At 58.1% G+C, this 26,915-nt stretch carries 24 protein-coding genes; 13 read left to right on the top strand and 11 right to left on the bottom strand.

The window, feature by feature from the left end; all coding sequences use genetic code 11:
• Positions 1-317: 317 nt before the first annotated feature.
• The 5 genes from D8V06_RS00165 (at position 318) to D8V06_RS00145 (ending at position 3,106) form a co-directional block, all read left to right on the top strand.
• Positions 318-1,064, top strand: coding sequence for a DUF1963 domain-containing protein (locus D8V06_RS00165; protein ID WP_130904550.1), 747 nt, complete (start codon positions 318-320; stop codon positions 1,062-1,064).
• Positions 1,065-1,110: 46 nt separating this feature from the next.
• On the top strand, positions 1,111-1,479 hold the full coding sequence (locus tag D8V06_RS00160; RefSeq protein WP_130904551.1) for a hypothetical protein: 369 nt from the start codon (positions 1,111-1,113) through the stop codon (positions 1,477-1,479).
• A 56-nt stretch (positions 1,480-1,535) separates the two neighbouring features.
• Complete coding sequence (locus tag D8V06_RS00155) at positions 1,536-1,868, top strand: hypothetical protein (protein ID WP_130904552.1); 333 nt, start codon at positions 1,536-1,538, stop codon at positions 1,866-1,868.
• Between the two features lie 20 nt (positions 1,869-1,888).
• Positions 1,889-2,413 (top strand): DUF4303 domain-containing protein, encoded by a 525-nt coding sequence (locus D8V06_RS00150; protein WP_177434276.1) that lies wholly within the window; start codon positions 1,889-1,891, stop codon positions 2,411-2,413.
• Positions 2,414-2,563: 150 nt separating this feature from the next.
• On the top strand, positions 2,564-3,106 hold the full coding sequence (locus D8V06_RS00145) for a CbrC family protein (protein WP_130904554.1): 543 nt from the start codon (positions 2,564-2,566) through the stop codon (positions 3,104-3,106).
• A gap of 718 nt (positions 3,107-3,824) precedes the next feature.
• Here D8V06_RS00145 and D8V06_RS00140 read toward each other — a convergent pair.
• Positions 3,825-4,712: a LysR family transcriptional regulator gene (locus tag D8V06_RS00140; protein WP_130904555.1), complete on the bottom strand. Its 888-nt coding sequence runs from the start codon at positions 4,710-4,712 to the stop codon at positions 3,825-3,827.
• A gap of 104 nt (positions 4,713-4,816) precedes the next feature.
• On the opposite strand from D8V06_RS00140, the gene D8V06_RS00135 reads away from it, so the two are divergent.
• Positions 4,817-5,272 (top strand): GFA family protein, encoded by a 456-nt coding sequence (locus tag D8V06_RS00135; RefSeq protein WP_130904556.1) that lies wholly within the window; start codon positions 4,817-4,819, stop codon positions 5,270-5,272.
• A 219-nt stretch (positions 5,273-5,491) separates the two neighbouring features.
• Complete coding sequence (locus D8V06_RS00130; RefSeq protein ID WP_130930230.1) at positions 5,492-6,625, top strand: aminotransferase class V-fold PLP-dependent enzyme; 1,134 nt, start codon at positions 5,492-5,494, stop codon at positions 6,623-6,625.
• A gap of 231 nt (positions 6,626-6,856) precedes the next feature.
• On the opposite strand, the gene D8V06_RS00125 is transcribed toward D8V06_RS00130, so the two are convergent.
• From D8V06_RS00125 to D8V06_RS00115, 3 genes are all read right to left on the bottom strand, one after another.
• Entirely contained in the window at positions 6,857-7,225 is a 369-nt protein-coding gene (locus D8V06_RS00125) for an antibiotic biosynthesis monooxygenase (RefSeq protein ID WP_130930229.1), read from the bottom strand.
• 42 nt (positions 7,226-7,267) lie between these two features.
• On the bottom strand, positions 7,268-8,242 hold the full coding sequence (locus D8V06_RS00120; protein ID WP_130930228.1) for a zinc-dependent alcohol dehydrogenase family protein: 975 nt from the start codon (positions 8,240-8,242) through the stop codon (positions 7,268-7,270).
• Positions 8,243-8,304: 62 nt separating this feature from the next.
• Positions 8,305-8,607: a metalloregulator ArsR/SmtB family transcription factor gene (locus D8V06_RS00115; protein WP_056856632.1), complete on the bottom strand. Its 303-nt coding sequence runs from the start codon at positions 8,605-8,607 to the stop codon at positions 8,305-8,307.
• Between the two features lie 404 nt (positions 8,608-9,011).
• Here D8V06_RS00115 and D8V06_RS00110 point away from each other — a divergent pair, with 404 nt between their 5' ends.
• The 5 genes from D8V06_RS00110 (at position 9,012) to D8V06_RS00090 (ending at position 16,537) form a co-directional block, all read left to right on the top strand.
• Entirely contained in the window at positions 9,012-9,590 is a 579-nt protein-coding gene (locus D8V06_RS00110) for a hypothetical protein (protein WP_130930227.1), read from the top strand.
• Between the two features lie 48 nt (positions 9,591-9,638).
• The gene (locus D8V06_RS00105) at positions 9,639-10,313 is read left to right on the top strand and encodes a MarC family NAAT transporter (protein WP_130930226.1); all 675 of its coding nucleotides are present in this window, start codon (positions 9,639-9,641) and stop codon (positions 10,311-10,313) included.
• A 114-nt stretch (positions 10,314-10,427) separates the two neighbouring features.
• Positions 10,428-11,582: a two-component system response regulator gene (locus D8V06_RS00100; protein WP_130930225.1), complete on the top strand. Its 1,155-nt coding sequence runs from the start codon at positions 10,428-10,430 to the stop codon at positions 11,580-11,582.
• Positions 11,583-11,620: 38 nt separating this feature from the next.
• Complete coding sequence (locus D8V06_RS00095; protein ID WP_130930224.1) at positions 11,621-16,063, top strand: response regulator; 4,443 nt, start codon at positions 11,621-11,623, stop codon at positions 16,061-16,063.
• Positions 16,064-16,093: 30 nt separating this feature from the next.
• Positions 16,094-16,537: a DUF6130 family protein gene (locus tag D8V06_RS00090; RefSeq protein WP_130930223.1), complete on the top strand. Its 444-nt coding sequence runs from the start codon at positions 16,094-16,096 to the stop codon at positions 16,535-16,537.
• Positions 16,538-16,567: 30 nt separating this feature from the next.
• Here the strand turns inward: D8V06_RS00090 and D8V06_RS00085 are convergent, their stop codons facing one another.
• The 6 genes from D8V06_RS00085 to D8V06_RS00060 form a co-directional block, all read right to left on the bottom strand.
• The gene (locus D8V06_RS00085; RefSeq protein ID WP_130907088.1) at positions 16,568-17,566 is read right to left on the bottom strand and encodes a 3-hydroxybutyryl-CoA dehydrogenase; all 999 of its coding nucleotides are present in this window, start codon (positions 17,564-17,566) and stop codon (positions 16,568-16,570) included.
• A complete protein-coding gene (locus D8V06_RS00080) occupies positions 17,566-18,672 on the bottom strand; it encodes an NAD/NADP-dependent octopine/nopaline dehydrogenase family protein (protein WP_130930222.1) in 1,107 nt (368 codons plus the stop codon). The genes D8V06_RS00085 and D8V06_RS00080 overlap by 1 nt, the downstream gene beginning before the upstream one ends.
• Positions 18,673-18,767: 95 nt before the next feature.
• Positions 18,768-19,742, bottom strand: coding sequence for an AraC family transcriptional regulator (locus D8V06_RS00075; RefSeq protein ID WP_130907090.1), 975 nt, complete (start codon positions 19,740-19,742; stop codon positions 18,768-18,770).
• A gap of 85 nt (positions 19,743-19,827) precedes the next feature.
• Positions 19,828-21,183 (bottom strand): MFS transporter, encoded by a 1,356-nt coding sequence (locus tag D8V06_RS00070; protein ID WP_056856641.1) that lies wholly within the window; start codon positions 21,181-21,183, stop codon positions 19,828-19,830.
• Positions 21,184-21,343: 160 nt separating this feature from the next.
• Positions 21,344-22,594, bottom strand: a complete 1,251-nt coding sequence (locus D8V06_RS00065) for an OprD family outer membrane porin (RefSeq protein ID WP_130904566.1) — start codon at positions 22,592-22,594, stop codon at positions 21,344-21,346.
• A 376-nt stretch (positions 22,595-22,970) separates the two neighbouring features.
• Positions 22,971-23,723, bottom strand: a complete 753-nt coding sequence (locus D8V06_RS00060; RefSeq protein ID WP_130930221.1) for a 3-oxoacyl-ACP reductase family protein — start codon at positions 23,721-23,723, stop codon at positions 22,971-22,973.
• 107 nt (positions 23,724-23,830) lie between these two features.
• Here D8V06_RS00060 and D8V06_RS00055 point away from each other — a divergent pair, with 107 nt between their 5' ends.
• Positions 23,831-24,760: a LysR family transcriptional regulator gene (locus D8V06_RS00055; RefSeq protein ID WP_130930220.1), complete on the top strand. Its 930-nt coding sequence runs from the start codon at positions 23,831-23,833 to the stop codon at positions 24,758-24,760.
• A gap of 461 nt (positions 24,761-25,221) precedes the next feature.
• Here D8V06_RS00055 and D8V06_RS00050 read toward each other — a convergent pair.
• Positions 25,222-26,915: OsmC domain/YcaO domain-containing protein (locus D8V06_RS00050; RefSeq protein WP_130930219.1), on the bottom strand; the 1,694-nt coding region annotated here is incomplete at its 5' end.

Raw genomic sequence — 26,915 nt, 5'->3', positions numbered from 1 at the left:
GCGGCCTGATAGTGCATCTGGCATGTGCTCCGGGGGCTAAAACCCCAAGCAAAACCAGTAACACCAATTTGGCTTGGTTGAGGCCCCTACAAGTCTTCAGTGCAGTGAAGAGCTACCGATTACTGCACCGCAGCCATTGCGTTTTTACACACTCTGGGCCGTTTGCTGCCCTTCGCGACAGGCAGAAATCGGCCAGAAGCGGACGGTCATTGTCGATATATTTTAGTCTTCGCCCCCAAAGGGACCGGACGATCAATTACACCGATGGCATAATCAAACTGTTTATAGCAGGGGCGTAAAAATGACCGTCGAATGCTATGACTCGGCCGTGGCCCAAGAGCGCAGTTTCACCCGCGACGCCGCCAGCCCATGTCTCAACCGGCCTTGAGCCGGGGCGATGCATCAGTTGCGCTAAAGATAACCACTCGGCAACCAGGGAAGTCATGGCATCTGTATTGGAAATGCAGTTCTCGAAGGAGCATACGGCAGCGACCAGCGGCATTTCCCTGGGAGGGCAAGTCGCGCGAATTGAACAGTGGCCGATCAACCCCGACGGTGACCCGCTGACACTGGTCGCCACCATCGACTGCCGTCAGGCCTTCGACTGCACCGCTGCTCAGTGCCTGCCCTCGGACGGCTTGTTGTACGTGTTCTCCACCTACAGCCCTTCGGCGTACTTCCTGGACAACATCACTTACGACGGCGCTATATCGAAATCGGGCTCGCAGGTGAGTGGCTATACCGCAGTGGTCTCAGGTTGCGACCATGAGCTGCACAGTCCTGTTCCGGGTATTCCCCAAGTCGCGGTCATGCTCAGAGAAAAAGTACTGGCCGAGCACGATATCCCGCTTTGTTCTCTGGTCGCCATAGTGCCACCGAAGTGGGCTGAACTGCCTCCGCAACTTGCCGTCGACTACGCATTTTTCTGTCAGTTTTACTCAAATGATTTCCAGGCACCCTTTACTGATCTGTTTTATCTGACCGATGCGGTTGCGTATCTTTACCTTCGTAAAAAAGACAGTCAGGCCAAGGCGCCGGGTATTTTTTTCGTTGGCACGGCGTGAGGCCCTGCCCCGGCAGCTGTAGAAATCCTTTATCTGGTGCATCCGAATGAACGTGCGTTACACAGAAAAAAATCCGCCTGCCGGGGTCGAAAAAATCACCCGGGCAGTGCAACAGCTATCCATCAAACCGGGCTCATGGATAACCGGATTCTGGTCGTCCTGCGACGGCGCGATGATCGAAGAACTCGTGAAGATTTATTCGACGGATGAAATAGCCGAGCGTCAACAGACATACGAAACAGCAGAGTACTTCCCCGGATATCTGTTGATCGGTGATGACTCAGGCGGCCGGCTGATACTGGTGGACAGATCGGCGATAGAGCGTTTTTATCTGCTGGACTCGGGGTGCCCATCCATCACCGATGGGCTGTCCTTTTCATCCATGGATGCCTTGATCAAAGAAGTTGTGGGCTAATCCCGCCCATCACCGGCGCTGGACCACATCATTGAGCAACCCGTCATGAGGATCCTATGAACACTTACAGCATCCGCGAAGTTCTACAGCAGATCGAGCACATGCCCAATGCCTGGTTCTACTTGCCTAATACCGGGTGGACGCTGGACACACTCGGCGCGTTCTCACTGGACAGTCGGGATTTCCCTGCCGACTCCAACGAACACCTGCCACCGCAGGTACTCAATGAAGGCTGGGTGGAAACGTTGGAAACGGCCATGATCGAGGATGTTATTTCCAACACGAACCAACAACGGGTCCAAGCCACACTGGATGATTACTTCATAGCGTTTAAATACTATTACCAGAACGATGCGTTCATCGTGCTCAAGCCTGGCGACGACTCATGACCCGTACAGCGAGAAGCCCGATGTTGAGCTTCAGTAGCGAACGTCTTCAACGAAAGATTCAGGAAGCGTCCCTCAAGGCAATCGAACAATTTCGCAAGGACTTCCCGAACGCCGAGGTCTGCGGATTCGCGTTGTATTCAGACGCCGATGCGCGAAGCCTGGCGCCGGCCTTTAATACCAAAGACCACCTGGCACGTGTGCAGGCTGAAAACCCCGATGACCGCCAGTACTTCAAGTGGTCTCCCGCCGAGTGGAGCCACGAAGCCTTTGGCGGACACTTCTTCGCGGACCTGTCGAAAACGCTGTGGAGCATGGCCGACGCAAGCTCCCGGGAAAATTTCGAACAGCATCGCAGACAGGTTTTTGCGTTATGTGTGGCAGCCATGCAAAAGCTCACTGGCTCGACTTTCGAGCACGCCATCCATGTGTTTTCAGTATCTGACTTTGAAAGCGCACCTGAGGAAATCGCCTGGATTTGTGCGTTGAACACCCCTGAGCAGGCCGGCGAATTCAAGTCCTGGCTGGAGCAACACTCGGACGGGTGATGTATCGATGTAGATAAAGGCATTTTGAACCATCACCACAGTTCGCAATCTGACTGGTGTTACCCAATTGCCCTCAAGTTCAAGGAAGAATACTGCGATGTGCGCTAACGCTTCCGGCTCAGGGCATGACTTTGGATCAAGGACCTTCCAATGAATCTGCCACAGTTCACCTACCACCCAGACCCTGTTACCAGCGGCTCGGTAAATCCCTCCACAAACACCTGCATCAGCTGCGACCAGGCTCGCGGCTACATCTATGTGGGGCCGGTATACGCCGTCGAAGATTACGAAGCCTGCATCTGTCCCTGGTGCATTGCCGATGGGAGCGCCCACCAACGGCTCAGCGCAACCTTTGTCGATGAAGACTGCATTGGTCTGGACGCTGAAGAAGAACTTGATGAAGCGCAGGTCGCCGAGTTGAGCCAGCGCACACCCGGTTTTAATGGCTGGCAGCAGGAACGATGGTTTACCCATTGCAATGACGCAGGCGAGTTCATCGGCAAGGCAGGCCATGCCGAGCTGCTTGCATTAGGGGCAGAAGCAATGACTGCCGTACAGGACGCGACGGGGCTGGAGGATGGACCTCAATGGAACACGTTCTTCAGTGCACTGGACAAGGACCACGGCCCTACCGCCTACCTCTTCAGATGCCGCCATTGCTCTGCGTTGGGTGCCTATCAAGACAACCATTGAACGAAAAACCAAGCGCATTGAGTTCGATCCTGTTGTCGCCGACGCCGAATTGACCCAGTTGCCAAGAACTCACGTCGCAATGCGTGGAGGTCGCTAATCGACCCAAAGCGGCCCTTTGGGAAAAGAAAAAACAAGCAAAGCCAGATGTGTTTTTTTTTGCTTGGAAAGCATGACGTATTACGTCCTATGGTTTCAACTTCAATAGGCTGTCCAAGGGTTAATACGAAACCACGTGAACACTCCTTCGAGTGCATGCTGTTCACACAGCAGCCTGGCTTTGGATTCGAGAGCGGGGATAATTGAAAATGCGTCTGAAGGGAACTGCGTTGTGTCAGCTTTGCGAGCCAGAGCAAGGACAAACCAGCAACAGTTCGCAAAGTAGAATGGACTGTCTTGCTTTACCGTGAGCTCAAGCGCGCTTACGAGTGCAGCATAAGCTTCGTCCGGTTTCAGCCTCGTCACGATCTCCTCTCTGGCATTTGTCAAACACCATTCGTCCTTTTCGGAGCGAGCCAGATCATTTACTAGCCAATCTTCATATTCGCTTACGGCGTTCAATCGATATGTCCTCGTTTGTCTTTCTGCGTTCGATAGTAAGCCGGATCGCCGCTACGATGCGCAACACTGTGAGGTGGTCCACCGAGAGAGTCTATTTTGTGAGTGACCGGTTTTGGCCGAAAGCCGCCCGCTTCGAATGGCATCTCCTGGCCGTTCTCGGCTAAGCGCTTTCGTCCAGGTAAAGCGACAGCGCCTCACTCAGGGCTTCAAATGTTTTGGCAATGCGCCCGACGTTGCGCAGGTCATTGTGCATGGCAATCCAAACATCAACGTCGAAGCCGAAGCTGTCAGGCAAAACCCGGATCAGTCCATAGGTCGCTGCGACGGTGGCTGGACATAAGCCAAACCCAAGGCCGTTTCTCAGCGCAGCGAGTTGAGCCAGGTGGTTATCGGTGGCAATAGAAAATGGCTGGTCCTCACACAGTCCCGCCTCGATCAGCCGACGCCTGTCGGTGGAGCGTCGGTCGGGGCCAATCAGCGGCGCACGACGCAGGGCCTCGAGACTTGCAGGTTCGCCATAGCGTTCAAGGCATTGGGCACTTGCGTAGAGGCCGACTCGCAGAGCCCCTGCACGTCGCACGACGACTTCGGCTTCTCTGGGCCGCACGAGCCGCACAGCGATGTCTGACTCCTGACGGGCAATGTTCTCCAGCGAATCGTTGATGCTGATTTCAAGCTTCAACGTTGAGTGCTTGTAATGAAACTCGCGCAGTAATCCGGGGAGTACCTCAACGCCCAAAAAGGCGCTGCTGGTGAGCCTGACAGTGCCGCACGATACGTCCGTTTCAGCACTGGCCATGCGATTGAACGCCTCGGCAGCCATCGCCATGGATTCGACATGGTGAACAAGCCCACGTGCCGATGCAGTAGGCACCAGGCCAGCGCAGGTTCGGGTGAACAGCTTCACCCCCAGACCCGTTTCAAGGCTTTCCAGGCGTCGACGAGCCGTTGCCTGCGCAATGCCCAGCAATCTGGAGGCGCCTGACAGGCTGCCACTGCGCAACACTGCCAGGAACACTCGCTGACTTTCCCATTCAAGGCCGCTCATCTATTTCGTACCAACGGTTGCTCCGTTTATTGTCTTCTGCCGGGTTTGAGGAACGTGGATGATGCACGTCTCTTTCGTAACGCAGCAGTATAAGGAGCAATACCATGGGTTTCACTGGTCAATGCCGATGCGGACAAGTCCATCTTCAACTGCAGATTGAAGCACTTGCACCGTTGTACGCATGCCATTGCCTTGACTGCCAGCGCTGGAGCGGCAGTGCTTTTGCCTTGCATATGCTCTGTGCCGCTCAGGCTATTGAGATCTCGGGAAGCACCACGACGTACATCCATACTGCACAAGGACATACCTCTACGCAGTACGCCTGCAGTACGTGTTTCACCCGCCTGTTCAATGAGACTGACGCCGCCCCGGGCATGCGTGTCCTGCGTGCCGGCGTACTCCACGGCGCAGACCGTTTGACGCCCTTGGCGCACATTTGGGTCAAGCGTAAGCAGCCGTGGATTTCGCTGCCGGAAGGCGTAGCGCAGTGGCCGGAAAGCCCAACTGCCGAAGAATTTGCAGTGGCCATCAGCAAACAGGTACCTATAGCTGCACTATAAGTAACGAGTCGTTATCGACCGAACGAAGGGGGGCAGGAATCTTCAATGCCCACCCTCCTCCGACCAGCAGCCACCTGCGAGCACTGCCAGATCCTGTAATCAACCTGATATTGCCAACCGCCCGACAGAAGTCGCCATTGGATCCCGAGCAATCTTGTCATTTGCCAAGGCTTAGGGCAGGGTCGATACCACTGATATCTCTGCCAAAGGAGTCACTCCATGTCAAAGCTATATCCCAGTATCGATCCCGAAGGGCTGGTCGAGTACTCAGTGGTCTACACCGACCGCTCGCTCAATCACATGTCGCAGTCGTTTCAAGGCGTGATGAAGAACATCTCCACGACCCTGAAACAGGTCTACAACGCCGAGGCGGTTGCGGTGGTCCCGGGTAGCGGCACATTCGGCATGGAAGCGGTGGCGCGACAGTTTGCCAGCGGCCAGCCATGCCTGGTGATACGCAACGGTTGGTTCAGTTATCGCTGGAGCCAGATCCTCGAGATGGGCAACATTCCGGCGGCCACCACGGTGCTTAAAGCCCGACCGGTCGAGACGGGTCGCCAGGCAGCCTACGCCCCGCCCCCTCTGGACGAAGTGCTGGCGGCCATCGCGGCGCAGAAGCCACAGGTGGTCTTCGCCCCCCACGTTGAAACCTCATCCGGGATTATCCTGCCCGACGAATACATTCGCGCCGTTGGCGACGCCGTGCATGCGGTAGGTGGCCTGTTGGTGCTCGACTGCATCGCCTCAGGCACGATTTGGGTGGATATGCACAAATGCGCAGTCGACTTGCTGATCAGCGCTCCGCAGAAAGGCTGGAGCGCCTCCCCTTGCTGCGCGCTGGTGATGCTCAGTTCTCTGGCCCTCGAGCGCATCGAGCAGACGCAGAGCAGCAGCTTCGCCTGCGACCTGAAAAAGTGGCTGCAGATCATGCAGGCTTACGAACAAGGCGGACATGCCTACCATGCAACCATGCCCAGCGATTCCCTGGCGCGGTTCAACGAAGTGATGAAAGAGATGCAAGCCTACGGATTCGACAAAGTCCGCGACGAACAACAGGCGCTGGGTGATCGGGTGCGCGCCATGTTGACTGGCAAAGGCATCAAGAGCGTGGCCGCAGCCGGTTTTCAGGCCCCTGGTGTCGTGGTGAGTTACACCGAAGATGCCGACATCAAGAGCGGCAAGAAATTTGCCGCCCACGGTCTGCAGATTGCCGCCGGCGTGCCGTTGCAATGCGACGAGCCGGCCGACTTCCAGACCTTCCGCATCGGTCTGTTCGGCCTCGAAAAGCTGCACAATATCGATCGCACGATCAGCACCCTTGAGCAGGCGCTGGACGAGGTGATGGCTCACTAAGCCCTTATCTTCAATTGCCCCCGCCGAGGGTCGTAATGCTGTTCACTTAAGCGAACATTAGCATCCTGTGGCGAGGGAGCTCGCTCCCGCTGGGCTGCGCAGCAGTCCCTTTTAGGGCCGCTTCGCGCCCCGGCGGGACGGTGCGGCGATCCGACAAGCTCCCTCGCCACGGGTGTTCGTCCTTAAGTGAACAGCATTACCGCTAAGCAGTTTGAGAAAGCGACACTGGCTTCAAGTCCACAAGCCTCTTGATGCGCTGGCAGCAGCCATGCCAACGGAATGGTCTAAACCGTCATGTTCGTCAGTCGTAAAGGCTGCCCCCTCAATGTGGTAGACCGTCGGTTCTGCCGAAAAATATTCCTCCAAGCCCATCATGAACAGCCGATGGTCTTCGCTCGCTTCGAAGCCCGGCGTGTGATCTTCAAGTGATTGCCATCTCACGATCAGGTTGAACCGCTCAGGGCTTTCGATTCCCTGCGCGAGCAAGTGGCCGCCGTAACCTTTGGCGCGGCGGAGCAAAGGTGCGACGTCGGCAAATGCACGTCGGAACATTTCAATGCGTTCCTTGTGAACGGGGAGCAGAGCGATCTCATAGATCATGGTGTTCCTCTCAATTGACTTGAACGATTAAAAAACATGCGTTTACGCGATAAGCGATGGCTCGACTGCAATCGCAATTTTTCCTCGAATACCGTTGTTCGGACTTTCCAGCCGAGCATGGGCGAGCGCAATGTCCGCAAGCGAATAGACAGCGCCAACGTGTGGCCGCAGCTGGCCGCGCGCAATCAATGCGCTCAACTCATCCAGCTTGCCGCGGTTTTGCCGGGTAAAAACGAAGTGATAACTCGCATTCTTGCCCCACGCCTGAACGAGATTTTGTGGCTGTGCTATGTCCACGATCGAGACGACACGGCCAAGTTGAGCGAGCACGTCGGGGCTGCGGGACAATGTGTTGCCGCCGATGGTGTCGAAAACAACATCAACGCCGTGGCCGCCTGTTTCCCGCATGACGGCGTCAACATAATCTTCTTTTTCGTAGTCGATGATCACATCGGCACCCAAGCTGCGGGCGAACTCAGCGTTTGCTGCGCGTACGGTTGTGAACACTCTTGCTCCCATGGCTTTCGCCAGCTGGATCGCGATATGACCGACGCCTCCGGCGCCGCCGTGTACAAGAATGCTTTCACCGACTCTGAGCGCCGCACGCACGACCAGCGCTTCCCACACCGTCCCGCCAACCAAGGTCAGGCTTGCGGCCTCAAGATGGCTCAGCGTGGATGGTTTCTTCGCGACAATGCTTTCGGCGGCGACGTGGTACTCGGCATAGCTGCCTGCCCCATCAAATATCTGCGGGGTGTACCAGACTTCGTCTCCTGGAACGAAGGTCGTCACGCCCGGCCCAACGTCTTCGACAACGCCAGATACGTCGTGCCCGGTAATGGCCGGCAGTTGCACCAGGTCGGGATAGTCGCCACGTCGAACCTGGTAATCCAACGGATTGATGGAGGTTGCGTGTACCCGCACCAGGACTTGCCCCGCGCGCGGCACAGGCTTGGGCACCTCGCAGAGTTCAAACGCTTCAGGACCGCCAAATGCTTTAAGTATCATCGCTTTCATAATGAATCCTCGTATCGACAAAATGGGATATCGAGATATCTCGATATGTTACGGTAAAAAAATTACAGATCTTTCCCTATGATCTCGGCAAGCGCATTGATGGTTGCTTCATTTCGTTTGTAATAGGTCCACTGACCTATTCGCCTGACTTCGACCAGGCCCACACGCTGCAACGTGGCAAGGTAACCGGACACCGTTGACTGCGACAGCCCGATGCCTTCTTGAATACTGCTGACGCACACTCCGACCGTGAGAACGTCACCTTCATCCTGTGGAGGGAAGTTCTTTACGGGATCTTTCAAACCTTTCAAGATTTCAAGACGCGTAGGGTTTGAGAGGGCTTTGAATATTTCGATCAATTCCATAAATCCGAGGATATCGAGATTTATCGATATGTCAATATGAGAATTCAGACAATTCTGTGCTTTTAATTGCAACCGTCCCAAAAAGCAGGCTTCGGAGACTGGTGTGCGTGGGACCTCCCCCCTTTGGCTAGAGGAAGTTCCCCCCAGAACGCGGCAGGCTTTCCTGTTCTGTGGCCTTCGAAGTGTCTTCCACAACCAATGGTGTCACGGCCGACCGGACCAGCAGTCCGCCGTCAATGTTGAACTCACTGCCAGTGACGGGACGTGCCATCTCGGCGCTTACTCAGCCCAGATGTTGGCTAAAGCCATGAATGGCCGCTTAACTAGAGGCATCGACGTGTAACCGAGTGACCAACTTGTTGCGCACGGATTCGCCCTTTCCAACCTCCACGGAAAAGCAGCCCATGAAATCAACCCGCTCCCTTTCCTGCGCCATTGCCCTCGCCTCCCTCTTCTCGACGCTTTGCCTGACGACCCATGCCGACGACATACCGTTGGGCAGCAATTCCATGCAAGGCCATATTGTTTCTCGTGTACTGGCCGTTGATCCCGCCAACCACCAGGTCACCATCGAAGGACGCGACAAGAGTCCGGTGCCCATCCAACTCACAGACCAGGCCAAGAACCTGCACAATCTGAAAGTCGGCGACACGGTCGACATCCATGTGGTTCGCTCGGTGGCGTATGTGCTCGATACCGATGTGGGCGGCACACCCGGCGTTAGCAAGGAATCGATGACTATCCGCGCCACCAAGGACAATCCCAATCCCGGCGGTGAAGCGGTTCGCGAGGTCAAGGTCACGTCCAAGATCACCCGCATTGACTTGAAACAGCATGAGGTGACCTTGCTTCCGCCAGAGGGCGAAGCGACTGTCCTGAAAGTCGAAGATCCGAAGCTTCAGGAAAGAATGAAGAAGCTTCAGGTGGGGCAGACAATCGATGCCATCTATACCGAAATCATGACGGTCAAAACCTCACGCTGATTGCGTTTGCCGATAACGTGGCCCCGAACAACAGGACTTGAGTTCGATATGACAGATCTGTTCAACGCAATCGGCCTTGGGTTATTGGCACTGCTGCCACTGACGAACCCGCCTACGACAGTTGCGCTGTTTCTCGCCTTGAGTAAAGGGTTGAGTCACAAGGAAAAAAACACCCAGGCTTTTCTGACGTCGTTCTATGTTTTTCTGATCATGGCAGTGACCTACTACGTAGGCGCGTTTGTGATGGATGCGTTTAACATCTCCATCCCGGGCTTGCGTATGGCCGGTGGCGGAATTCTTATCATCATGGGCTTGAAGATGTTGTTTCCGCCGACTGTTGCCCCCTCTTCCTTGAGCAACGGCCCACAGGAACAACCGAACTTTGCCTTTATCCCGCTGGCCATGCCGAGTACCGCCGGGCCTGGCACCATTGCGATGATCATCAGCTCCGCCGCCACGATCAAAAACAGTACCTTGTTTCCTGCCTGGGTCTTGTTGGTCGCCCCACCGCTGATTTTTCTGTTCACCGCACTCATTCTTTGGGTATGCCTGCGGGGTTCGGGAATCATCATGAAAATCATGGGACAGTCAGGCATTGATGCCATATCACGGCTGATGGGTTTTCTTCTGGTGTGCATGGGCGCGCAATTCGCCATTAATGGTTCAGTGGAAATCATCCAGACCATCATCGACAGCAATGCTCATCTGTTCCGGCATTCGTAACGGACAACTCAAGTACAACGGTTACTCCAGCAGCAAACGCGATGAATAGAGCTACGCTTGACTGCAATGGAAGGACTTTGGGCAATCCTTCAAAGGGCAGCGGAGCCAAAAGACATGGGTATTGAACAGGATGTTTATCCTGCGACCACCGTTCTGGTGGTCGATGACACGCCAGACAACTTGATGTTGATGGCCGATCTGCTCAAGGACAAATATCGGGTCAAGGCCGCCAACAGCGGCGAAACGGCGTTGCGCATACTGCAAAACAATCCACTGCCGGATCTGATCCTGCTCGACATCATGATGCCGGGGCTGTCCGGTCATGAGGTTGCACGCAAGCTGCAGCAAGACGCACGCACCCGCGACATCCCGATCATTTTTCTTACGGCACTGGCGTCATTGGAAAACGAAATCCAGGGCCTGGAGTTGGGCGCTGTCGACTACATCACCAAACCCATCAGTCCGTCATTGGTCCTGGCTCGGGTGCAGACCCAACTGAAGATCAAGGCTGCGGCTGACTTCCTTCGCGACCAGAATGAATTCCTCGAACAGGAGGTCCAGCGCCGCACTCGCGAGGTGGTGGCCATTCAGGATGTCACTATCCACGCCATGGCTTCTCTGGCCGAGACCCGCGACAACGAGACGGGCAACCATATCCGCCGCACCCAACACTACGTCAGGCTGCTGGCTGAATTGCTGCGCGATCATCCGCGTTTCAATCCAGTGCTCAACGATGACAGCATCCGCCAGTTGTTCAGGTCGGCGCCGCTGCACGATATCGGCAAGATCGGCATTCCGGATCACATCCTGCTCAAACCGGGGCGGTTCACTGCGGATGAATTTGAAATCATGAAGACCCACACCACGTTGGGCCGCGACGCTATTCAGCGTGCCGAGGACCAGTTGGGGCTTTCAGTGGACTTTCTGCGCGTGGCCAAGGAAATCGCCTACAGCCACCAGGAAAAGTGGGACGGCAGCGGCTATCCGCAGGGATTGGTCGGCGAAGAAATTCCAGTCAGTGCCCGGTTGATGGCGGTGGCGGACGTTTATGACGCGTTGATCAGTCGTCGTGTGTACAAGGCCGGAATGCCGCACGAACAGGCCGTGGAGATCATTCGTCAGGGGCGCGCGAGCCACTTCGATCCTGACGTGTGCGATGCCTTCCTTGCCAATGCCGAGCAATTCCATGCCATTGCCGAGCGGTTTACGGACAGCGATCAGGACATGACGAGGCTGGCCGACCTGCAACGCCTTTCGCAAAAGCCCTGAGCGGTGAACACGTCGGTTTTTCATTAACGGGAATTGCCATGACCAGAGTGCTCGCGCTGCTGGAACGTCTGCCGCTTCGCATCAAATTGATCCTCGGCTTCGGGACATTAGGGGCGCTGGTTCTGATACTCGGCGTGCAAAGCCTGCGTGCCCAAGACTTGTTGAAAGCCGATATGCAGAGGCTGTACCGGCAAGAGTTGGCGGGCATCGAACCGCTGCAGGAAGCGAGAGTGCTGATGCCGCATCTCGTACAGGGATTGCAGCATGCCGTCGATGGTGGCAATGAAGTTGTTCGTAGCAAGGGCGTCACGCAATTTCGCGAGTCTCGGCAACATCTGCAAGAAGCGCTGCTGCAAATCCAACCGACCCTGTGGCGCCAGGAGAACCAGGAGCGGTTCGCCACATTCGAGATTTTGCTGAAGCGTTTACTGCACGACGGTGAGACCGCACTGGAACTGGCGAGTGCCGGGGATCAAGTGCAAGCCACTCGGCTGATCAATAGTGTCGTGTTCCAAAGCCTGGATGAGCGCGCAGACGACTTGCTCAAACAAGTGGCGAGCGTCAAACAGGCCTCCATTCATGACACGGCCAAACAGATCGCCGAATCCGCCGGGCGCAGTACCCGGCTCACTTATGTGTTGCTGTTCGGTGGCCTGGCACTGGCGTGGTTGATGGGTTGGTTGATCAGCCGCTCGATTCGCCTGCCCCTCTACCAGGTTCGCGCCGCCGTAGACGAACTGACCGCCGGCCACCTGGATGGGACGATCCCCCACACCGATCTGCAAAATGAAACGGGGGATCTGGCGCGTGCCATCGCGACGCTGCAAACCGAGTCGCAACAATTGGAGCGCCAACGCTGGGTCAAGGCGCAAACCGAGCAGCTGCAGGCCGATTTGCCGCAAGCGGAAACGCCACGGGAGCTGACGCAGGTCTTTTTGCGGCATATGGCGAGCATGTTGGGTGTATGCCGGGGCGTGCTCTATAGCGTGCAAGAGCAGGATGAAAGCCTGCAACTGATTGGCAGCTACGCGACCGATCCTGATTACCCGCCGGCGCCGACGGTGATGATGGGAGCCGGCCTGTTGGGGCAATGCGCGCTGGATCGGGCGCCGCGTGAATTGCAGGGACTTGGCCAGTCGCTGGGACGCTTGCATTCGCAGTTGGGTGAAGTGCCGGCCAGCTATCTGCTGGTTCAGCCGGTATTACGCGGTGAACGTTTGCTCGGCGTGCTCGAACTGGCGGGTCATCAACCGCTGGGGCCTCGTGAACAGGCGTTATTACAGGAGGCCATGCCGCGCCTCGCCGGTGCCATGGCGGTGATGGAACGTAATTTGGCGGTGCAATCCTTGTTGATCGAAACTCGTCGCCAGGCTGATGAAATGGGTGAGCAGGCCTTGCGCCTGGAGCTGCAATCGCAGGAACTGGAAAAGCAACAGAGCGCCTTGCGTGCCACCAAGGCCTGGTATCGGGCGATCCTCGAGGCCGCGCCGGACGGCATGATCGTCATCAATGCCGAAGGCGCAATCCTGATGACCAATCCGCAATTGGACACGCTGTTCGGTTATGCCCCGGGCGAGTTGGTGGGCGAGTCCATCGAGCGCCTGGTGCCTGAAGCCGCACGCGGGCGGCATGTGAGTTTGCGCGATGGCTTCATTGCCCATGGCAGCACCCGGCAGATGGGCGCCAAGCTGGAGGATCTCAAGGGCCTTCGCAAGGACGGCAACCTGTTTTCCGTAGAGATCGGCCTGTCGCACTTGCCGCTGCTGGAAGGTCGTGGCACGTGCATATGCGCTTCGGTTCGCGATGTCAGCGAGCGTCGGCAAATGCAAGCGGCGCTCAAGTCCAGCGAAACGCAGTTGCGTGCGGTATTGGACAGCAGCCCGGTGGCCATGCTGATCCGTGACGATGAGGGGCGCCTGAGTTACTGCAACCCGGAGCTGGAGGGCCTGTTTGGCGTCGACCGCGAGCATTTGGGCGAGATGGATGAAAGCCAGTTCTGGTGCGATGCGCAAGCACGCGGGCGCTTCCTGGACGCCGCCGCCAGGGGCGCGGTTTTGAACTTCGAGGCCAGTCTGCAGCGCGATGGAGGAGAACGTTTCGAGGTCTTGCTCTCGGCTGTTCCTTTGACGCTGGGTGAGCGCCGCATCAGCGCCAGTTGGTATTACGACATCACCGATCGCAAGGCCGCCGAGGCACATGTGCAGCACGCCCGGGAAATCGCCGAAGAGGCGACACGGGCCAAGAGTGAATTCCTCGCCAACATGAGCCATGAGATCCGCACACCGATGAACGCCATTATCGGCATGAGTCATCTGGCGCTGCGCACCAATCTGGACAACCGGCAACGCAACTACATTGTGAAGGTGCATCGCTCGGCGGAAAGCCTGCTGGGGATCATCAACGACATCCTCGATTTCTCCAAGATCGAGGCTGGCAGGATGGACCTGGAACTCATTCCATTCCGCCTCGAAGACGTGCTGGAGAACTTCACCAACGTGGTGGGCCTGAAGGCCGAGGACAAAGGCCTGGAGCTGCTCTACAGCACGGTCGCCGATTTGCCGACCGCGCTGATTGGCGACCCGTTGCGCCTCGGCCAAATCCTGGCCAACCTGGGCAACAACGCGACGAAGTTCACTGAACAGGGTGAAATTGTGCTGGGCATCGAGCGCCTGGGAACTGCCGAGGGCAAGGTCGAACTGCACTTCTGGGTGCGCGACACCGGTATCGGCATGAGCGAAGAGCATTGCCAGCGAATTTTTCAGTCGTTCATGCAGGCCGACAGTTCTACAACGCGCAAGTACGGCGGCACAGGCCTGGGCCTGGCGATTTCCAAGCGTCTGGTGGAAATGATGGAGGGACGTATCTGGGTCGAGAGCGCACTGGGCAGCGGTTCGACGTTTCACTTTTGCGTACGTCTGGGCGTACAGGCAAATGCCCCTGCGCGACGGATGTTCACCGCCGATGAATTGCTGGGTATCCGCGTGTTGGTGGTCGATGACAACGCCAGTGCCCGGGAGATTCTTTCGGGCATGGCGCACAGCTTCGGTGTCGAAGTGGACGTCGCCGAAAGTGGTCGCATGGCCCTGCGCATGCTGGCGCAGGCCGAGAAGAATTCGTTGCCCTTCGACGTCGTTCTGATGGACTGGCGGATGCCGGGCATGGATGGCGTCGAGACGGTCCGCCAGATGCGTTCGGCCAATCTGGCGCGTACACCGTCAGTCATCATGGTCACGGCACTCGACCGCGAGGAGTTGCTTGAACAGGCCAGGCGCGAGCACGTGCAACTGCCGGTGGTACTGACCAAACCGGTCACTCCCTCCACCTTGCTCGAAGCCATAGGCAGCGTGTTCGGCAAACTGCCGCAAACCGGCACACGCGCCAGTGAACGCAGCGAGCAGAGCGCTGACAATATCGCACGCTTGAAAGGCGCGCGGCTGCTGTTGGTGGAGGACAATGAGCTGAACCGGGAGCTGGCGTGCGATTTGTTGCAAGAGGCCGGCATAACGCTGGAACTGGCTTTTGATGGTCAACAGGCACTTGATCTGCTGGCACGCGACAGCGATTTCGACGGTGTGCTGATGGACTGCCAGATGCCGGTAATGGACGGCTATACCGCGACCCGCCGGATTCGTCAGCAGTCGCACCTGGCCGCACTACCGATCATCGCCATGACCGCCGACGCCATGACCGGAGACCGCGAACGCGCCATCGCCTGCGGCATGAATGACCACCTGACCAAGCCATTGGACGTCGAGGCCATGTTCGCCACGTTGGCCGGCTGGATCAAACCAAGGCGCGGTCGTCGAGGCCGGGAGCAGGAGGTGAACGATCCCGAAACATCCGAACAGTTGCCCGCTGAGCTTGAAGGTATCGATCAGGTCGCAGGATTAGCCGCCTGTTCAGGCAAGCGCGCCCTTTACCTGCGGCTGTTGCGCACATTCCATGCAGCCCAGATCAGCTTTGTCGAGCAGTTCCAGGCAGCCCTCGCCGACACCGATCCGGCCGCGGCCATGCGCGCGGCTCATACCCTGCGCGGTTGCGCCGGCAACATTGGGGCCAAGGCTTTAGCGCAGACCGCTGCGCAGTTGGAGCAAGCCTGCCGGGCTGGCGAAACGAGTAGTGTCGTGCAGAGCCATTTGGCTGAGGTGCAACAATGCTTGATGCCGGTGTTGAACGCGCTTGCTCGTCTTGGCGCAGCCAGTCCACCGATTGCGCAGCAGGCGTCTCAACCCTCAACGGAGCTCAAGCAGCAGCTCACTCGGCTCGGGCAATTATTGGCTGAGAGCGACACCGCCGCCTTTGAAGCGCTCGAGGAGATCCGTCGGTTGGCGCTCGATGTCGCACTGGCCAAGCGCCTGAGCCGGGTGGCGCATGAGCTTGAGCGCTTTGACTTTGACCGGGCCTTGGCGTTGTTGCAAAGCGAAGTCAAACTATCCATCGATGACAGTCAGCTGGGGAGTTTTGGGGGAAGCCAACTTTAATTTGGAAGACATCTCGCGGGAGTAACCACCATGTTCCTCGCTCACGAAAACCTGATAGCCCTGGCTTTTGCCGGGTTCTTTTGCACAGCCGCGTGCGCACAAACGCCAGCAGATACCAGCCCGCCGCCGGCGATTCTGCCCCTGGAATCCGAAACAGCACCCGAACTGATTGCCTACCCCCCGCTTGCCGAGCCGCTCGCCCGTGGTGTTGTGATCATCCAGTATCGAGCGGCGCACGCCAGGATCATGCCGGTCTTTGGTAAAGCGGCGGCTGATGTATCGCCTCGGCTGAGTCATCTGCACGTGACCGTCGACGACTGGAAAGGTACATGGGCGCACACCAGTGAAGACCCGATCATCCTGGTTGGGCTGACGCCCGGGCCTCACAAGGTTCTGCTCGAAGTCGCCGATCCGACGCACAGGGTCCTGACCAGCACGACGGTGAATTTTACCGTCCCGCCGAAGAAACCGTAGCGGTCAGGGCCGGGCTGCCGGCCCTGATGCTCAACCCTGCTTCAAGGCGCCGTCGAATGCCGGCGTCAGCCCCGACAACGCCAGCTTGCGAACGAAATCGCCGAGTCGCTGTTGCTTGTAGGCGTCCACGTCGAGGTCTCGGTAATCATAGAAACCCTGACCATCGCGCAAGCCATTGCGGCCGTTTTGCATGTTGTCGGCGATCACCTGTGGCGACTCGAAACGCGGTGCCAGCGCCCCGCTCAGATAACGCGAGGCATAGTAGAGAATATCGCCGCCGCCCCAGTCGATGAACTCCAACAGCCCGAGTACCGAGAAGCGCAAACCGAAACCGACGCGCACCGCGGTGTCGATATCCTCTGCGCTGGCCACACCCTCTTCCACCATCCGCGCAGCTTCGTTCATCGCCAGCGCCTGGATGCGCGGCACGATGTAGCCGGCCACCGGGTTGCACACCACGGGCACCTTGCCAATGCGCTTGAGCAATTGCAGCAGACGTTCGACCACCTGCGGGCAAGTCGTTGCACTGCGGCTGACTTCCACCAGCGGCATCAAGTAGGCCGGGTTCAACCAGTGCGCGTTCACAAAGCGCTGTGGCTGACTGACCATTTCGCTCAACTCGGTGACCAGAAAGGTCGAGGTCGTAGACGCGATGATGGTCGACGCCGGAACATGCTCGCTGACCCAGGCGAAGGTCTGCTGCTTGACCGCGATGACTTCCGGCACGGCTTCGAACACCAGGTCGCACAGGCGCAATGTCGCTGCGGCCCCGGACCGGCATTGCAACGTCAATCGGCAAAGCGCGATGTCCGCCTGCTCCGGTTGAAGCACGCCCAGGCGTACCAGCGTTTGCAGTTCCCCGCGGATACTGTTGCGTACACGCTCGAAGTAATCGTGACGCTCTGCCTCGGCGCGATCCTTGATATCGATGAGGGTGACCGGCAGGCCCGCATGAATGAACGCCAGGGCAATGCCCTCGCCCATCCGCCCGGCACCGACCACGCTGACATGAGGCAAGGGGGCGTTCATCAGTTAAAACCCTTGGTCAGCAGTTCGGTCATTTGCACCCGGTCAAGCTTAACCAGACCGAGATTTTCCAGGGTGCGGCCCTCGGCGTAGAGATCACGCTCGGCAACCACCGAGGCAATGCTCAGCAAGCCCTGCGCCACCGGGGTCGGCACACCGGCCCAGCGCCCCACGGACACCAGGAAAGACAGGCCCAGGCGAGTGTCCTCGAGCATGTAGCGGTGTTTCTGCAGGTCGATGTCTTCGCGCCAGTCGCCGCTGTCGGTCAACTTGCCGTGGGCGCCGCGACCGTACATCCACTCGTCGCCTTGGTGGGTGTTGTAGTGGTCGGCCAAGGGGAAATGCGGCGCGCCATAAGTCAGGGCTTCGCGTACGGCCATGCGTTCGGCGTCGAGCTGGTTGGTCACGCGGCGAATCGACGGTTGGGTGCCTTCGTTGTGAATGTCCCAGGCTTCGAAGTGCTCCAGAGGACCGGCGTTCATCATGATCAACGGCGGGTGGATGATGGGACCGGCGTTCATCAACGCGCCGCTGAGGGCGTCTTCGATCGGTTCCACGCTCGGGTAGGCCTCACGCAGTACCGCGAAGGCGTGCTCGGACAGATTGCTGGGGAATACGCCGGTCGGCAGGCGCGTGGCGTAGCCACTGATCACCAGGTCACTGGCGCCATGCTTGCGCACCAGGTACGGCAGCGTACCGGTTTCGGCGAAGGCGACTTTGCTCTGGTTGCCCAAATCGGCCATGGCCTTGGCAAACACGTAGCTGCCGAACGTGCCCGGTGGCAAAAACACCACCTGACCGTCGTGCAGGTGTGGCGCTACATGTTTGGCCAGGTCTTCGTGGGAGGTCGACGGCAGCGGAATAATCACCAGTTGCGCATCGCCCAGGGCTTCGGCCAGATCATCGGTCAGCGACAGCTTGTCGCCCTGCTTTCCCACGGATAACTGGCGAGTGCTCCGATAGTCCTTGATGGTCAGGCTGCCAATGTCCTGCAATTCCTTGAGCGCGGCGCTGTCACGACGCCACAGGCGGGTTTGATGTCCCTTTTCAGCCATTTCAACAGCAGCGGCGTAACAGCCATGTCCACCACCCAGCACCGTAATATTCATCGAGTCACTCCTCTTGTAAGTGACTCGATGCTATCGAGCCGGGCTGCCGCGCACTTACCCGATTGCGCAGCCGCGTTACGGATTGCGCAGAAGTCTCAATGCTTGCATCGCCGCAGGGTGTCCGACGGCAAGCAGCCGTAGCGATGCCGATAGGCCGTGGAAAAGTGCCCGAAACTGTTGATGCCGTGGCGCAACAGGATATCGGTGACGGTTTCACCGTCCCGGCCCTGCTTCAGCGATTCATGGATCACCGCCAGGCGCCGGTCACGGATGTACTCCACCGGCGCCTGCTGGAGAAACTGCCTGAAGCCGTTTTGCAAGGTGCGCACCGAAACGCCACACAGCTCGCTCAGGGTGGCCAGGCTGATCGGTGCGTCGAGGTGCGCCTCGATGTAGTCCCGGGCCTTCTTCACGTGATGCGGCAGCGGCGCACGCTTGTCGAGCAAAAGGTCCGCGGAGTAGTTGTGCGGTAACTGTGTCAGCAGCAATTGCATCAGGTATTCGGACAGCCCGCTGGCGAGGCGCGAACCGTCCACGCCATCGCCGTAGAGCCGGCAGATGTAGTCCAGCGTGTGGTAGAGACTGACAACGCCGGCGCCCAGCGGGTCGACGCTGACATCGAAGATCACCGACTGCCGCAGGCTGCGGCCGAGCAAGCGTTGCAGTTGGGTCTCCAGGGCATCCCGGTCGATGCGCAGGATCAGGTTGCGGCATTGCCCATCGGTGACGATGCGGCTTTGCGCGAACGGCGAGGACACGCTCAGGTAGCCCGACTGCATCGCCGCGCTGCGCCGGCCGTGGGCCACTTCGCAATGGCCCTGCAAGGTAATGCGAAACAGGTATTGATCGGCAACGTCGCCGATGGTGATTTCCACCGGCGCGCCATAGCGCAAGTCGAGCAGCGCCGAATCACCGAAGAACACGCCGTTGAGCCGGGTCTGGATCGGCGCGTCACGCAGCACGTTGAAACTGTGCGGGCACAGGTAGTGGCTGACCTTGTCCTTGATCTCACGGTAATCGGCCGAGCTGAGCAGGCTGTGCCGTTCCAGCAGGTGTACGTCATTCAACATCGAGGATCCTCCTGACCTGGAGCGCCAAGGCCCCGCTCCCGTCGAAAGGAGCGAGGCCGAGGCGCCGATCATGGACTATGACCGATCACGCGTGAGCCGGATATTCCCGGGCATAGCTTTCACGGAATCGACGGCAACCACGCCACAGCAGAAGCACGGTCAACGCCGACGCGCCGGCGATGACCAAGGACATCGACGAACCCACCGCCGCCGGCGAACCGAAGTAGCGGTCGGTCAACAGAGCCACCAGCGTAGTGCCCAAACCCAACCCCAACAGATTGCTGATCAGCAGGAAAACTGCCGAGACCTGTGCCCGCACCTGATTCGGCGCGAGGATCTGCATGGCCGCCGTGGACGCCGGCATCGGGAACGAGGCAAAAAACATCGCCGGCACCAACAGCGCGACCGACAGCCACAGTTGATCGACTTGCGGGAACAGCACGGCCGGTACCGCCATGCCGAGGGCGCCGATGACGCCGGTGCGCATGGCGGCGTCCTGGTGCCCCTTCTTGGCCAGATAGTCGGTGAGCCATCCACCGAACAGCACGCCGGCGGTGTTGGCCAGCAACAGCACGGTGCCGAGCATGTAGCCCGCCTCCATGGGCGACAGACCGAACTTGCGGATGTACAACGCCGGGCTCCAGCTCATCATGCAGAACAGCACCATGGCGTAGAACGAAAAGCCCAGGTAATGGCAGGTGAACGTTGCACGGTGGCGCCCGAGGAAACGCAAGCCATCGCTCAGCGCGACCTTCTTTGCCCGCCCCTGCGCATCGACCTGCAGGCCTTTGCGCGCCGGGTCGCGCACGGTGAGCCAGATCAGCAGGCCGACCAGGATGCCGGGCAGACCGACAATGAAGAACGCCAACTGCCAGGCTTTCATCGCGCCGAGAAAGGCCACTTCGATGGTGTTCATGTCCTTGAGCATCGCGATCACATAGCCGCCGACCAGGAAGGCCAGGCCGCCACCAACGAACGAGCCGATCGAGTAGATACCCACTGCGCGGCCGAGCTTCTCCTTGGGGAACATGTCGCTGAACATCGAGTATGCCGAAGGCGATAGCGCAGCTTCGCCGACACCCACGCCGATACGCGCGAGAAACATGTGCAGAAAATTCTTGCTCAGGCCGCAGGCGGCCGTCGCCAGGCTCCAGAACACCACGCCAATGGCGATGATTTTCGGCCGGGAGAAGCGGTCAGCCAGATAAGCAATGGGCATGCCCATGAACGCGTAGAACAATGAAAACGCCAACCCGTGCAGCAAGCTGAACTGGGTGTCGCTGATTTGCAGATCGGCTTTGATCGGTTCGATCATCAACGCCAGGATCTGCCGATCCACAAATGAAAAGATGTAGGCGATCATGCACAAGCCGACCACGTACCACTCGTAAAGGTAAGTCTTCTTCTGCTGCAGGACCGCGTTATCGACCTGGATATTCACTAGTGTTTGCTCCTTTTGGAATCCGCTCATGCGCGCAGCGCACCGGGTGACGCTGCACGGCGCAGCGACTGGGAAGTTGCGGGGCAGATGTAAAGGATGAGGGGTTCGATCATGGTCAGGCCTCTTATTGTTATAGGGTCAATCTCTGGGTGAACCGGGTTTACCAGAACTTCCAGGTGTAGGTCGTGGCGACACGGAATTCGTTGTAGTCGTAACCGTACTTCTGCTTCACATCGATGTTACGCAAATCCAGTGCCAGGCCTTGCAGCGCGCCGCTCTGCACCACGTAGTTGAGTCCCAGGAAACGCTCGCTTTCTTCGTTGTCGCTGAGGTTGCCACCACGGTCCCAGTTGGTGCCCTTGGTGTAGCGAGTGAAGAACTTCAAGCCCGGCATGCCCATTCCGGCAAAGTCATAGCTGTAGCGCGCCGACCAGGACTTTTCGTCCGGGCGCACAAAGCCCAGAGATGACCAGTGCACGAGGTAGGGTTGCGGGATATAGCCGTTCATCGTCGGGAACACGCTGTCACCGAGCATGCGCTGGTAACTGACGCCAAACATGTGCGCGCCCTTGAGCAAACTGAACAGTGCACCATAGGAACGGTTGTCGATTTCACCGTTCAGCGCACTGCCATCTTCATTGTTATTGAAGTAGCGCAAGTCGGTTTTCAGTTTGTAGCCGTTGCCCAGATCAGCCATATGCATCAGGCCGAAATAGTGCTGCTGATAAATATCGTGCAACACGCCATAGAAGTAACTGGCTTGCAGGTTTTTGCTGATGTCGTAAGTGGCGCCGCCGAAATCCAGGCCGTCACTGTCGAGGTTATCGGTGGAGCCGTACTTGTACAGTTTCTCGTGGTTGGATGACTCACGTGTCACCGCAGACCAGAAACGGCCTCCGGTCAGCGTCAACTTGTCGATTTCCCTGGACTCAACCACGGCCCCTTGATAGATGGTGTCCAACTGCCGACTGGGGTCATCGAACGCCACCGGCAATTGCGGGCGAAGATCCCCCACCTTCAACTCGGTCTTGCTGTAGCGCATTTTCAAGGTTGCACCGGCGCGACTGTAGTCATCGGCCGTCTGCTGGTCGCTCACACTGTAGGGCAGCGAACCGTCGTTGCCAGACGAATCCAGGCGCAGGGCGTATTGCGCATCCACATCGAGGCCGATGGCCAGCGCCGTGTCGGTGTAACCGGAAGTGAATTGCGCATCGAAGCCCTGCGACCAACTGTGCACTTCGGAATCCGCGGCATTGTGATTGGTGTAGTTACGGTGCAAGTAGAAGTTACGGGTATCCACTTTGAAATGACTGTCATCAATGACATCGGCCTGTGCCGCCAAAGGCGCACAGATCATCCCCAGCACGCCGGCCATACCGAGCCCGCGGCAAGATTGCTTTACCTGATGCATCTAACATCTCCACATCTGTATGTGCTCGGGGCACTGTATTTATAGGAGCAGTGTCAAACTAAAAGTCGCCAGAAGCAGTTACCGGCAGATGCCTGTCACATACCGGCGGTTTGCAGGGGAGATGTACGGGACGTTTGAATCGAGCATTGCCAGGCCTCTTGTTGTTATGGGTAAAACGCCAGGCGGACTCAGGGAAAGGTCCGCTGCGACGACACGCCTCTTGTCTGTGCAAGGTAAGTCAGTCATCACCGCAGCGGTATTAAGACGAACAGCATCCGAAGGGGGGAAATCTCCAACCCGGGTAAAGATTTCCCTTACAAAAACAGCCGCAGATCCTGCGCACGATTGGATTGCGGCTGTTTAATGAAGAGCTGGATCAGGCCGTGAAACCACCGTCCGCGACGATGTCTGCGCCAGTGACGAAGGAGGCTTCAGGCCCTGCGAGGAACGCGACAACACTGGCAATTTCGTGGGATTGACCGTAGCGCCCCACCGCGATGCCTGGTTTCACGATGTCGCTCACCGGGCCGCCATCCGGGTTCATGTCGGTGTCTGTCGGGCCTGGGTGAACGGTGTTGACCGTGATGCCTTTAGGTCCCAGATCACGCACGAGGCTGCGATTGAAACCGGTGATGGCGCCTTTGGTCAGGGTGTAGAGGGACGCCGTAGGGAACGCGGCATAACGGGTCATGGAAGAGCCGATGTGGATAATCCGGCCGCCGTCTTTCATGTAGCGAACTGCTTCCTGAGTGGCGATAAAAACGCCAGTGACATTGACGGCGATCATGCGCTGGTAGGTTTCAAACTCGATGTCCTCGATCGGACCACCGAGCGCAAGGCCGGCGTTGTTCACCAGAATGTCGATACCACCCAATGCTTCTACGGTTTGCGCAACGGCTGCACGCACGGCAGCGGGCTCGCCGGCATCAGCGAAAATGGCAATGGCGCGTCCACCGTCAGCGTTAATGGCCTTTACGACTTCTTCAGCCTTGGCAGGCGAGGCACTGTAGGTTAGCGCAACCCGTGCGCCGTCAGCGGCAAGACGCTTGGCAATCGCAGCGCCAATCGAACGGGAACCACCGGTCACCAAGGCGACTTTTCCAGCAAGCGGGAGTGTTTGGGTCGTCATGAACATTTCACTCTTGAGTTAGGGTGAAATCATCATGGCTTGCTGAAAATGAATTGATTAGCGTGCAATGATTAGCATCATTTTCAAGTATTAGTATCAGGTGACCCATGGAAACCCTGGCCAATCTCGAATGTTTCGTCCGTAGTGCAGAGTCCGGCAGCTTCTCCGCTACCGCGCGCCAACTCGCGCTGACCCCCGCCGCCGTCAGTCGCAATGTGGCGATGCTCGAGCGAAACATCGGTGTGAGATTGTTTCATCGTTCGACACGCAAGCTGACGCTGACCGAAGCCGGAGAGCATTTTCTGACAAGCATTGGCGGCAACCTGGACGCGTTGCAAAACGCCATCAGCTCGATTGCCGCGGACCACGGTGAGCCCGCCGGGCTGTTGAAAGTGAGCATGCCCCCCACCTTTGGCATCAGCCACGTTCTGCCACTGCTACCAGAGTTTTTGGCCCGGTATCCGTTGGTTCGCCCGGAATGGCATTTCGAGAACAGGCAGGTAGACCTGATCGCCGAGGGGTTTGACGTGGCCATTGGTGCAGGCTTTGAACTGGCTCAAGGCGTCATCTCGCGCCGACTTTCTGCGGCTCATGTCATCGCGGTTGCATCACCGCAATACATGCATGGAAAAACCTCACCTCCCCATCCAGGCGCACTCGAAGACTTGAATGGAATCGTAATGCGCTCCGGCCGCACCGGTCGTGTCAGGCATTGGACCCTGCGCGACAAGCAAGGCGCAGAAATGACCGCCCGTCTCAAGGAGACCATTGTCGTCAACGACCCGGCGGCGATGCGCGAGGCCGCATTGCTGGGGTTGGGCGTCTGCTTCCTCGCAGTCCCGGATGTGCTGAGCTGGATCGAGCGCGGCGACCTGGTGCGACTGCTACCGGATTGGTACGCCGACGCGGGAACCATTTCGATGTACTTCGCCACTCGCGCCCTGATGCCAGCCAAGACAAGAGTGTTCATCGACTTCGTCAGTGAGGTGTTCGAACAGCGACAGCTGGCGCGAATGTTTTCAGCAAGCGAGGGCTGAATGTAAAAAGCCGATGCTGCTGTAGGAGCGAGCCTGCTCGCGATGGGCATCAACGAAGACGTGCCTCGTCTGGAAGATCGCGAGGATTTGGGAACATCTGGCAGAGATGGGCTGGCAGCCAGGCAGCCATCGCGGGCAAGCCATGCTCCTACAGGTTTTGGGGCTGGCGGAAGATTTTGTGCTCGGCTCCCAAGCCTTGTGAGAGCGGGCTCGCTCCTGGCGGCGTTCCGACGAAAGAAGGGTATCAGTCACAGAAGTGCTGAATGTGCCGGCGCGCTGGCAAGCCAGCTCCCACAGTGGATCCCGGTGTGATCGGGATTTTCGACCACAGTAGATCCCCTGTGGGAGCGGGCTTGCCCGCGATGGTCGTCAACGATGACGCGCTCTGCCTGAATGAACGCGCTGTCTTCAGGCCCATCGCCAGCAGGCTGGCTCCTACACGGATTGGTGCAGCAGACCTGTCAGTTGGACAAAGCCGTCATATTGGCCCGCGCTGCATGGAGTTTTTTGTAGCTGTCGATCAGCCGCTGGTGCCGGTCGAGGCCTTCGAGTTTCATGCTCGTCGGCGTCAAGCCATAGAAGCGCACGGTGCTCTCCACCGAACCGATGGCTGCGTCCATCCGCTCGTTGCCGAACATGCGGCGGAAGTTGGCTTCGTAGTCTTCCAGTTCCAGGTCTTCGTCCAGCTTCATCTCCAGCACCACGTTCACGGCCTGGTAGAACAAGCCGCGCTCGACCGTGTTGTCGTTGTATTGCAGGAACATTTCCACCGCTTCTTTCGCTTCTTCGTATTTCTGCAGAGCGAGATAAATCAGCAGTTTCAACTCCAGAATCGTCAACTGGCCCCAGGCGGTATTGTCGTCGAATTCGATACCGATCAGCGTGGTGATATCGGTGTAGTCATCCAGCTCGCTGTCTTCCAGTCGCTTGACCAGTGATTTCAGGCCGGCCTTGTCGAGGCTGTGCAGGTTCAGAATGTCGGCACGGAAGAACAGGGCTTTGTTGGTGTTGTCCCAAATCAGATCGTCGAGCGGATAAATTTCCGAATAGTCCGGCACCAGAATGCGGCAGGCCACTGCACCGATGTGCTCATACACCGCCATATACGCTTGCTTGCCCATGTTTTCGAGAATGCCGAACAGTGTTGCGGCCTCCTCGGCATTGGAGTTTTCACCCTGGCCCGAGAAGTCCCACTCCACAAATTCGTAGTCCGACTGGGCACTAAAGAAACGCCACGACACCACACCGCTGGAATCGATGAAGTGCTCGACAAAGTTGTTCGGCTCAGTCACCGCATGGCCTTCAAACGTCGGCTGGGGCAAATCGTTCAGGCCTTCGAAGCTGCGGCCCTGCAGCAGTTCCGTCAGGCTGCGTTCCAGCGCCACTTCCAGGCTCGGGTGCGCGCCGAACGAGGCGAACACGCCGCCGGTGCGCGGGTTCATCAAGGTGACGCACATCACCGGGAATTCGCCACCCAGTGACGCATCCTTCACCAGCACCGGGAAGCCCTGCTCTTCCAGCGCCTGAATGCCAGCGAGGATCCCCGGGTACTTCGCCAACACCTCGGCCGGTACATCGGGCAGAGCAAATTCGCCTTCGATGATTTCGCGTTTCACCGCGCGCTCGAAGATTTCCGACAGGCACTGCACCTGCGCTTCGGCCAGGGTATTGCCGGCACTCATGCCGTTGCTCAGGTACAGGTTTTCGATCAGGTTGGACGGGAAATACACCACTTCGCCGTCCGACTGGCGCACAAACGGCAGCGAAACGATGCCGCGTTCTTCATTGCCCGAGTTGGTGTCGTACAGGTGCGAGCCACGCAACTCGCCATCGCGGTTGTAGATCTTCAGGCAATAATCGTCGAGGATTTCGCTCGGCAGTTCATCTTTAGGGCCAGGCTGGAACCAGCGCTCGTCCGGGTAATGCACAAACGCCGCGTTGGCCAGTTCCTCCCCCCAGAACTGATCGTTGTAGAAGAAATTGCAGTTCAAGCGTTCGATGAATTCGCCCAACGCCGACGCCAATGCGCCTTCCTTGGTCGCGCCCTTGCCGTTGGTAAAACACATCGGCGAGTGCGCATCGCGGATATGCAACGACCACACATTGGGCACGATATTGCGCCACGAAGCGATTTCAATCTTCATGCCAAGGCCGG

Origin of the sequence: Pseudomonas sp. Sample_24, from assembly GCF_004307605.1 — a bacterium.
Classification (GTDB): domain Bacteria; phylum Pseudomonadota; class Gammaproteobacteria; order Pseudomonadales; family Pseudomonadaceae; genus Aquipseudomonas.
Note: the sequence above shows the minus strand (reverse complement) of the source record. Positions and strands in the feature narration are given on the sequence as shown.

Bases quoted from the DNA above. Each gene is read 5' to 3' on its own strand.
- D8V06_RS00140 (WP_130904555.1), bottom strand. From the start codon at position 4,712: ATGAGCGGCCTTGAATGGGAAAGTCAGCGAGTGTTCCTGGCAGTGTTG.
- D8V06_RS00085 (WP_130907088.1), bottom strand. From the start codon at position 17,566: ATGAACGCCCCCTTGCCTCATGTCAGCGTGGTCGGTGCCGGGCGGATG.
- D8V06_RS00165 (WP_130904550.1), top strand. From the start codon at position 318: ATGACTCGGCCGTGGCCCAAGAGCGCAGTTTCACCCGCGACGCCGCCA.
- D8V06_RS00160 (WP_130904551.1), top strand. From the start codon at position 1,111: ATGAACGTGCGTTACACAGAAAAAAATCCGCCTGCCGGGGTCGAAAAA.
- D8V06_RS00095 (WP_130930224.1), top strand. From the start codon at position 11,621: ATGACCAGAGTGCTCGCGCTGCTGGAACGTCTGCCGCTTCGCATCAAA.
- D8V06_RS00060 (WP_130930221.1), bottom strand. From the start codon at position 23,723: ATGACGACCCAAACACTCCCGCTTGCTGGAAAAGTCGCCTTGGTGACC.
- D8V06_RS00130 (WP_130930230.1), top strand. From the start codon at position 5,492: ATGTCAAAGCTATATCCCAGTATCGATCCCGAAGGGCTGGTCGAGTAC.
- D8V06_RS00100 (WP_130930225.1), top strand. From the start codon at position 10,428: ATGGGTATTGAACAGGATGTTTATCCTGCGACCACCGTTCTGGTGGTC.
- D8V06_RS00105 (WP_130930226.1), top strand. From the start codon at position 9,639: ATGACAGATCTGTTCAACGCAATCGGCCTTGGGTTATTGGCACTGCTG.
- D8V06_RS00150 (WP_177434276.1), top strand. From the start codon at position 1,889: ATGTTGAGCTTCAGTAGCGAACGTCTTCAACGAAAGATTCAGGAAGCG.
- D8V06_RS00065 (WP_130904566.1), bottom strand. From the start codon at position 22,594: ATGCATCAGGTAAAGCAATCTTGCCGCGGGCTCGGTATGGCCGGCGTG.
- D8V06_RS00135 (WP_130904556.1), top strand. From the start codon at position 4,817: ATGGGTTTCACTGGTCAATGCCGATGCGGACAAGTCCATCTTCAACTG.
- D8V06_RS00075 (WP_130907090.1), bottom strand. From the start codon at position 19,742: ATGTTGAATGACGTACACCTGCTGGAACGGCACAGCCTGCTCAGCTCG.
- D8V06_RS00120 (WP_130930228.1), bottom strand. From the start codon at position 8,242: ATGAAAGCGATGATACTTAAAGCATTTGGCGGTCCTGAAGCGTTTGAA.
- D8V06_RS00145 (WP_130904554.1), top strand. From the start codon at position 2,564: ATGAATCTGCCACAGTTCACCTACCACCCAGACCCTGTTACCAGCGGC.
- D8V06_RS00055 (WP_130930220.1), top strand. From the start codon at position 23,831: ATGGAAACCCTGGCCAATCTCGAATGTTTCGTCCGTAGTGCAGAGTCC.
- D8V06_RS00115 (WP_056856632.1), bottom strand. From the start codon at position 8,607: ATGGAATTGATCGAAATATTCAAAGCCCTCTCAAACCCTACGCGTCTT.
- D8V06_RS00125 (WP_130930229.1), bottom strand. From the start codon at position 7,225: ATGATCTATGAGATCGCTCTGCTCCCCGTTCACAAGGAACGCATTGAA.
- D8V06_RS00155 (WP_130904552.1), top strand. From the start codon at position 1,536: ATGAACACTTACAGCATCCGCGAAGTTCTACAGCAGATCGAGCACATG.
- D8V06_RS00080 (WP_130930222.1), bottom strand. From the start codon at position 18,672: ATGAATATTACGGTGCTGGGTGGTGGACATGGCTGTTACGCCGCTGCT.
- D8V06_RS00110 (WP_130930227.1), top strand. From the start codon at position 9,012: ATGAAATCAACCCGCTCCCTTTCCTGCGCCATTGCCCTCGCCTCCCTC.
- D8V06_RS00090 (WP_130930223.1), top strand. From the start codon at position 16,094: ATGTTCCTCGCTCACGAAAACCTGATAGCCCTGGCTTTTGCCGGGTTC.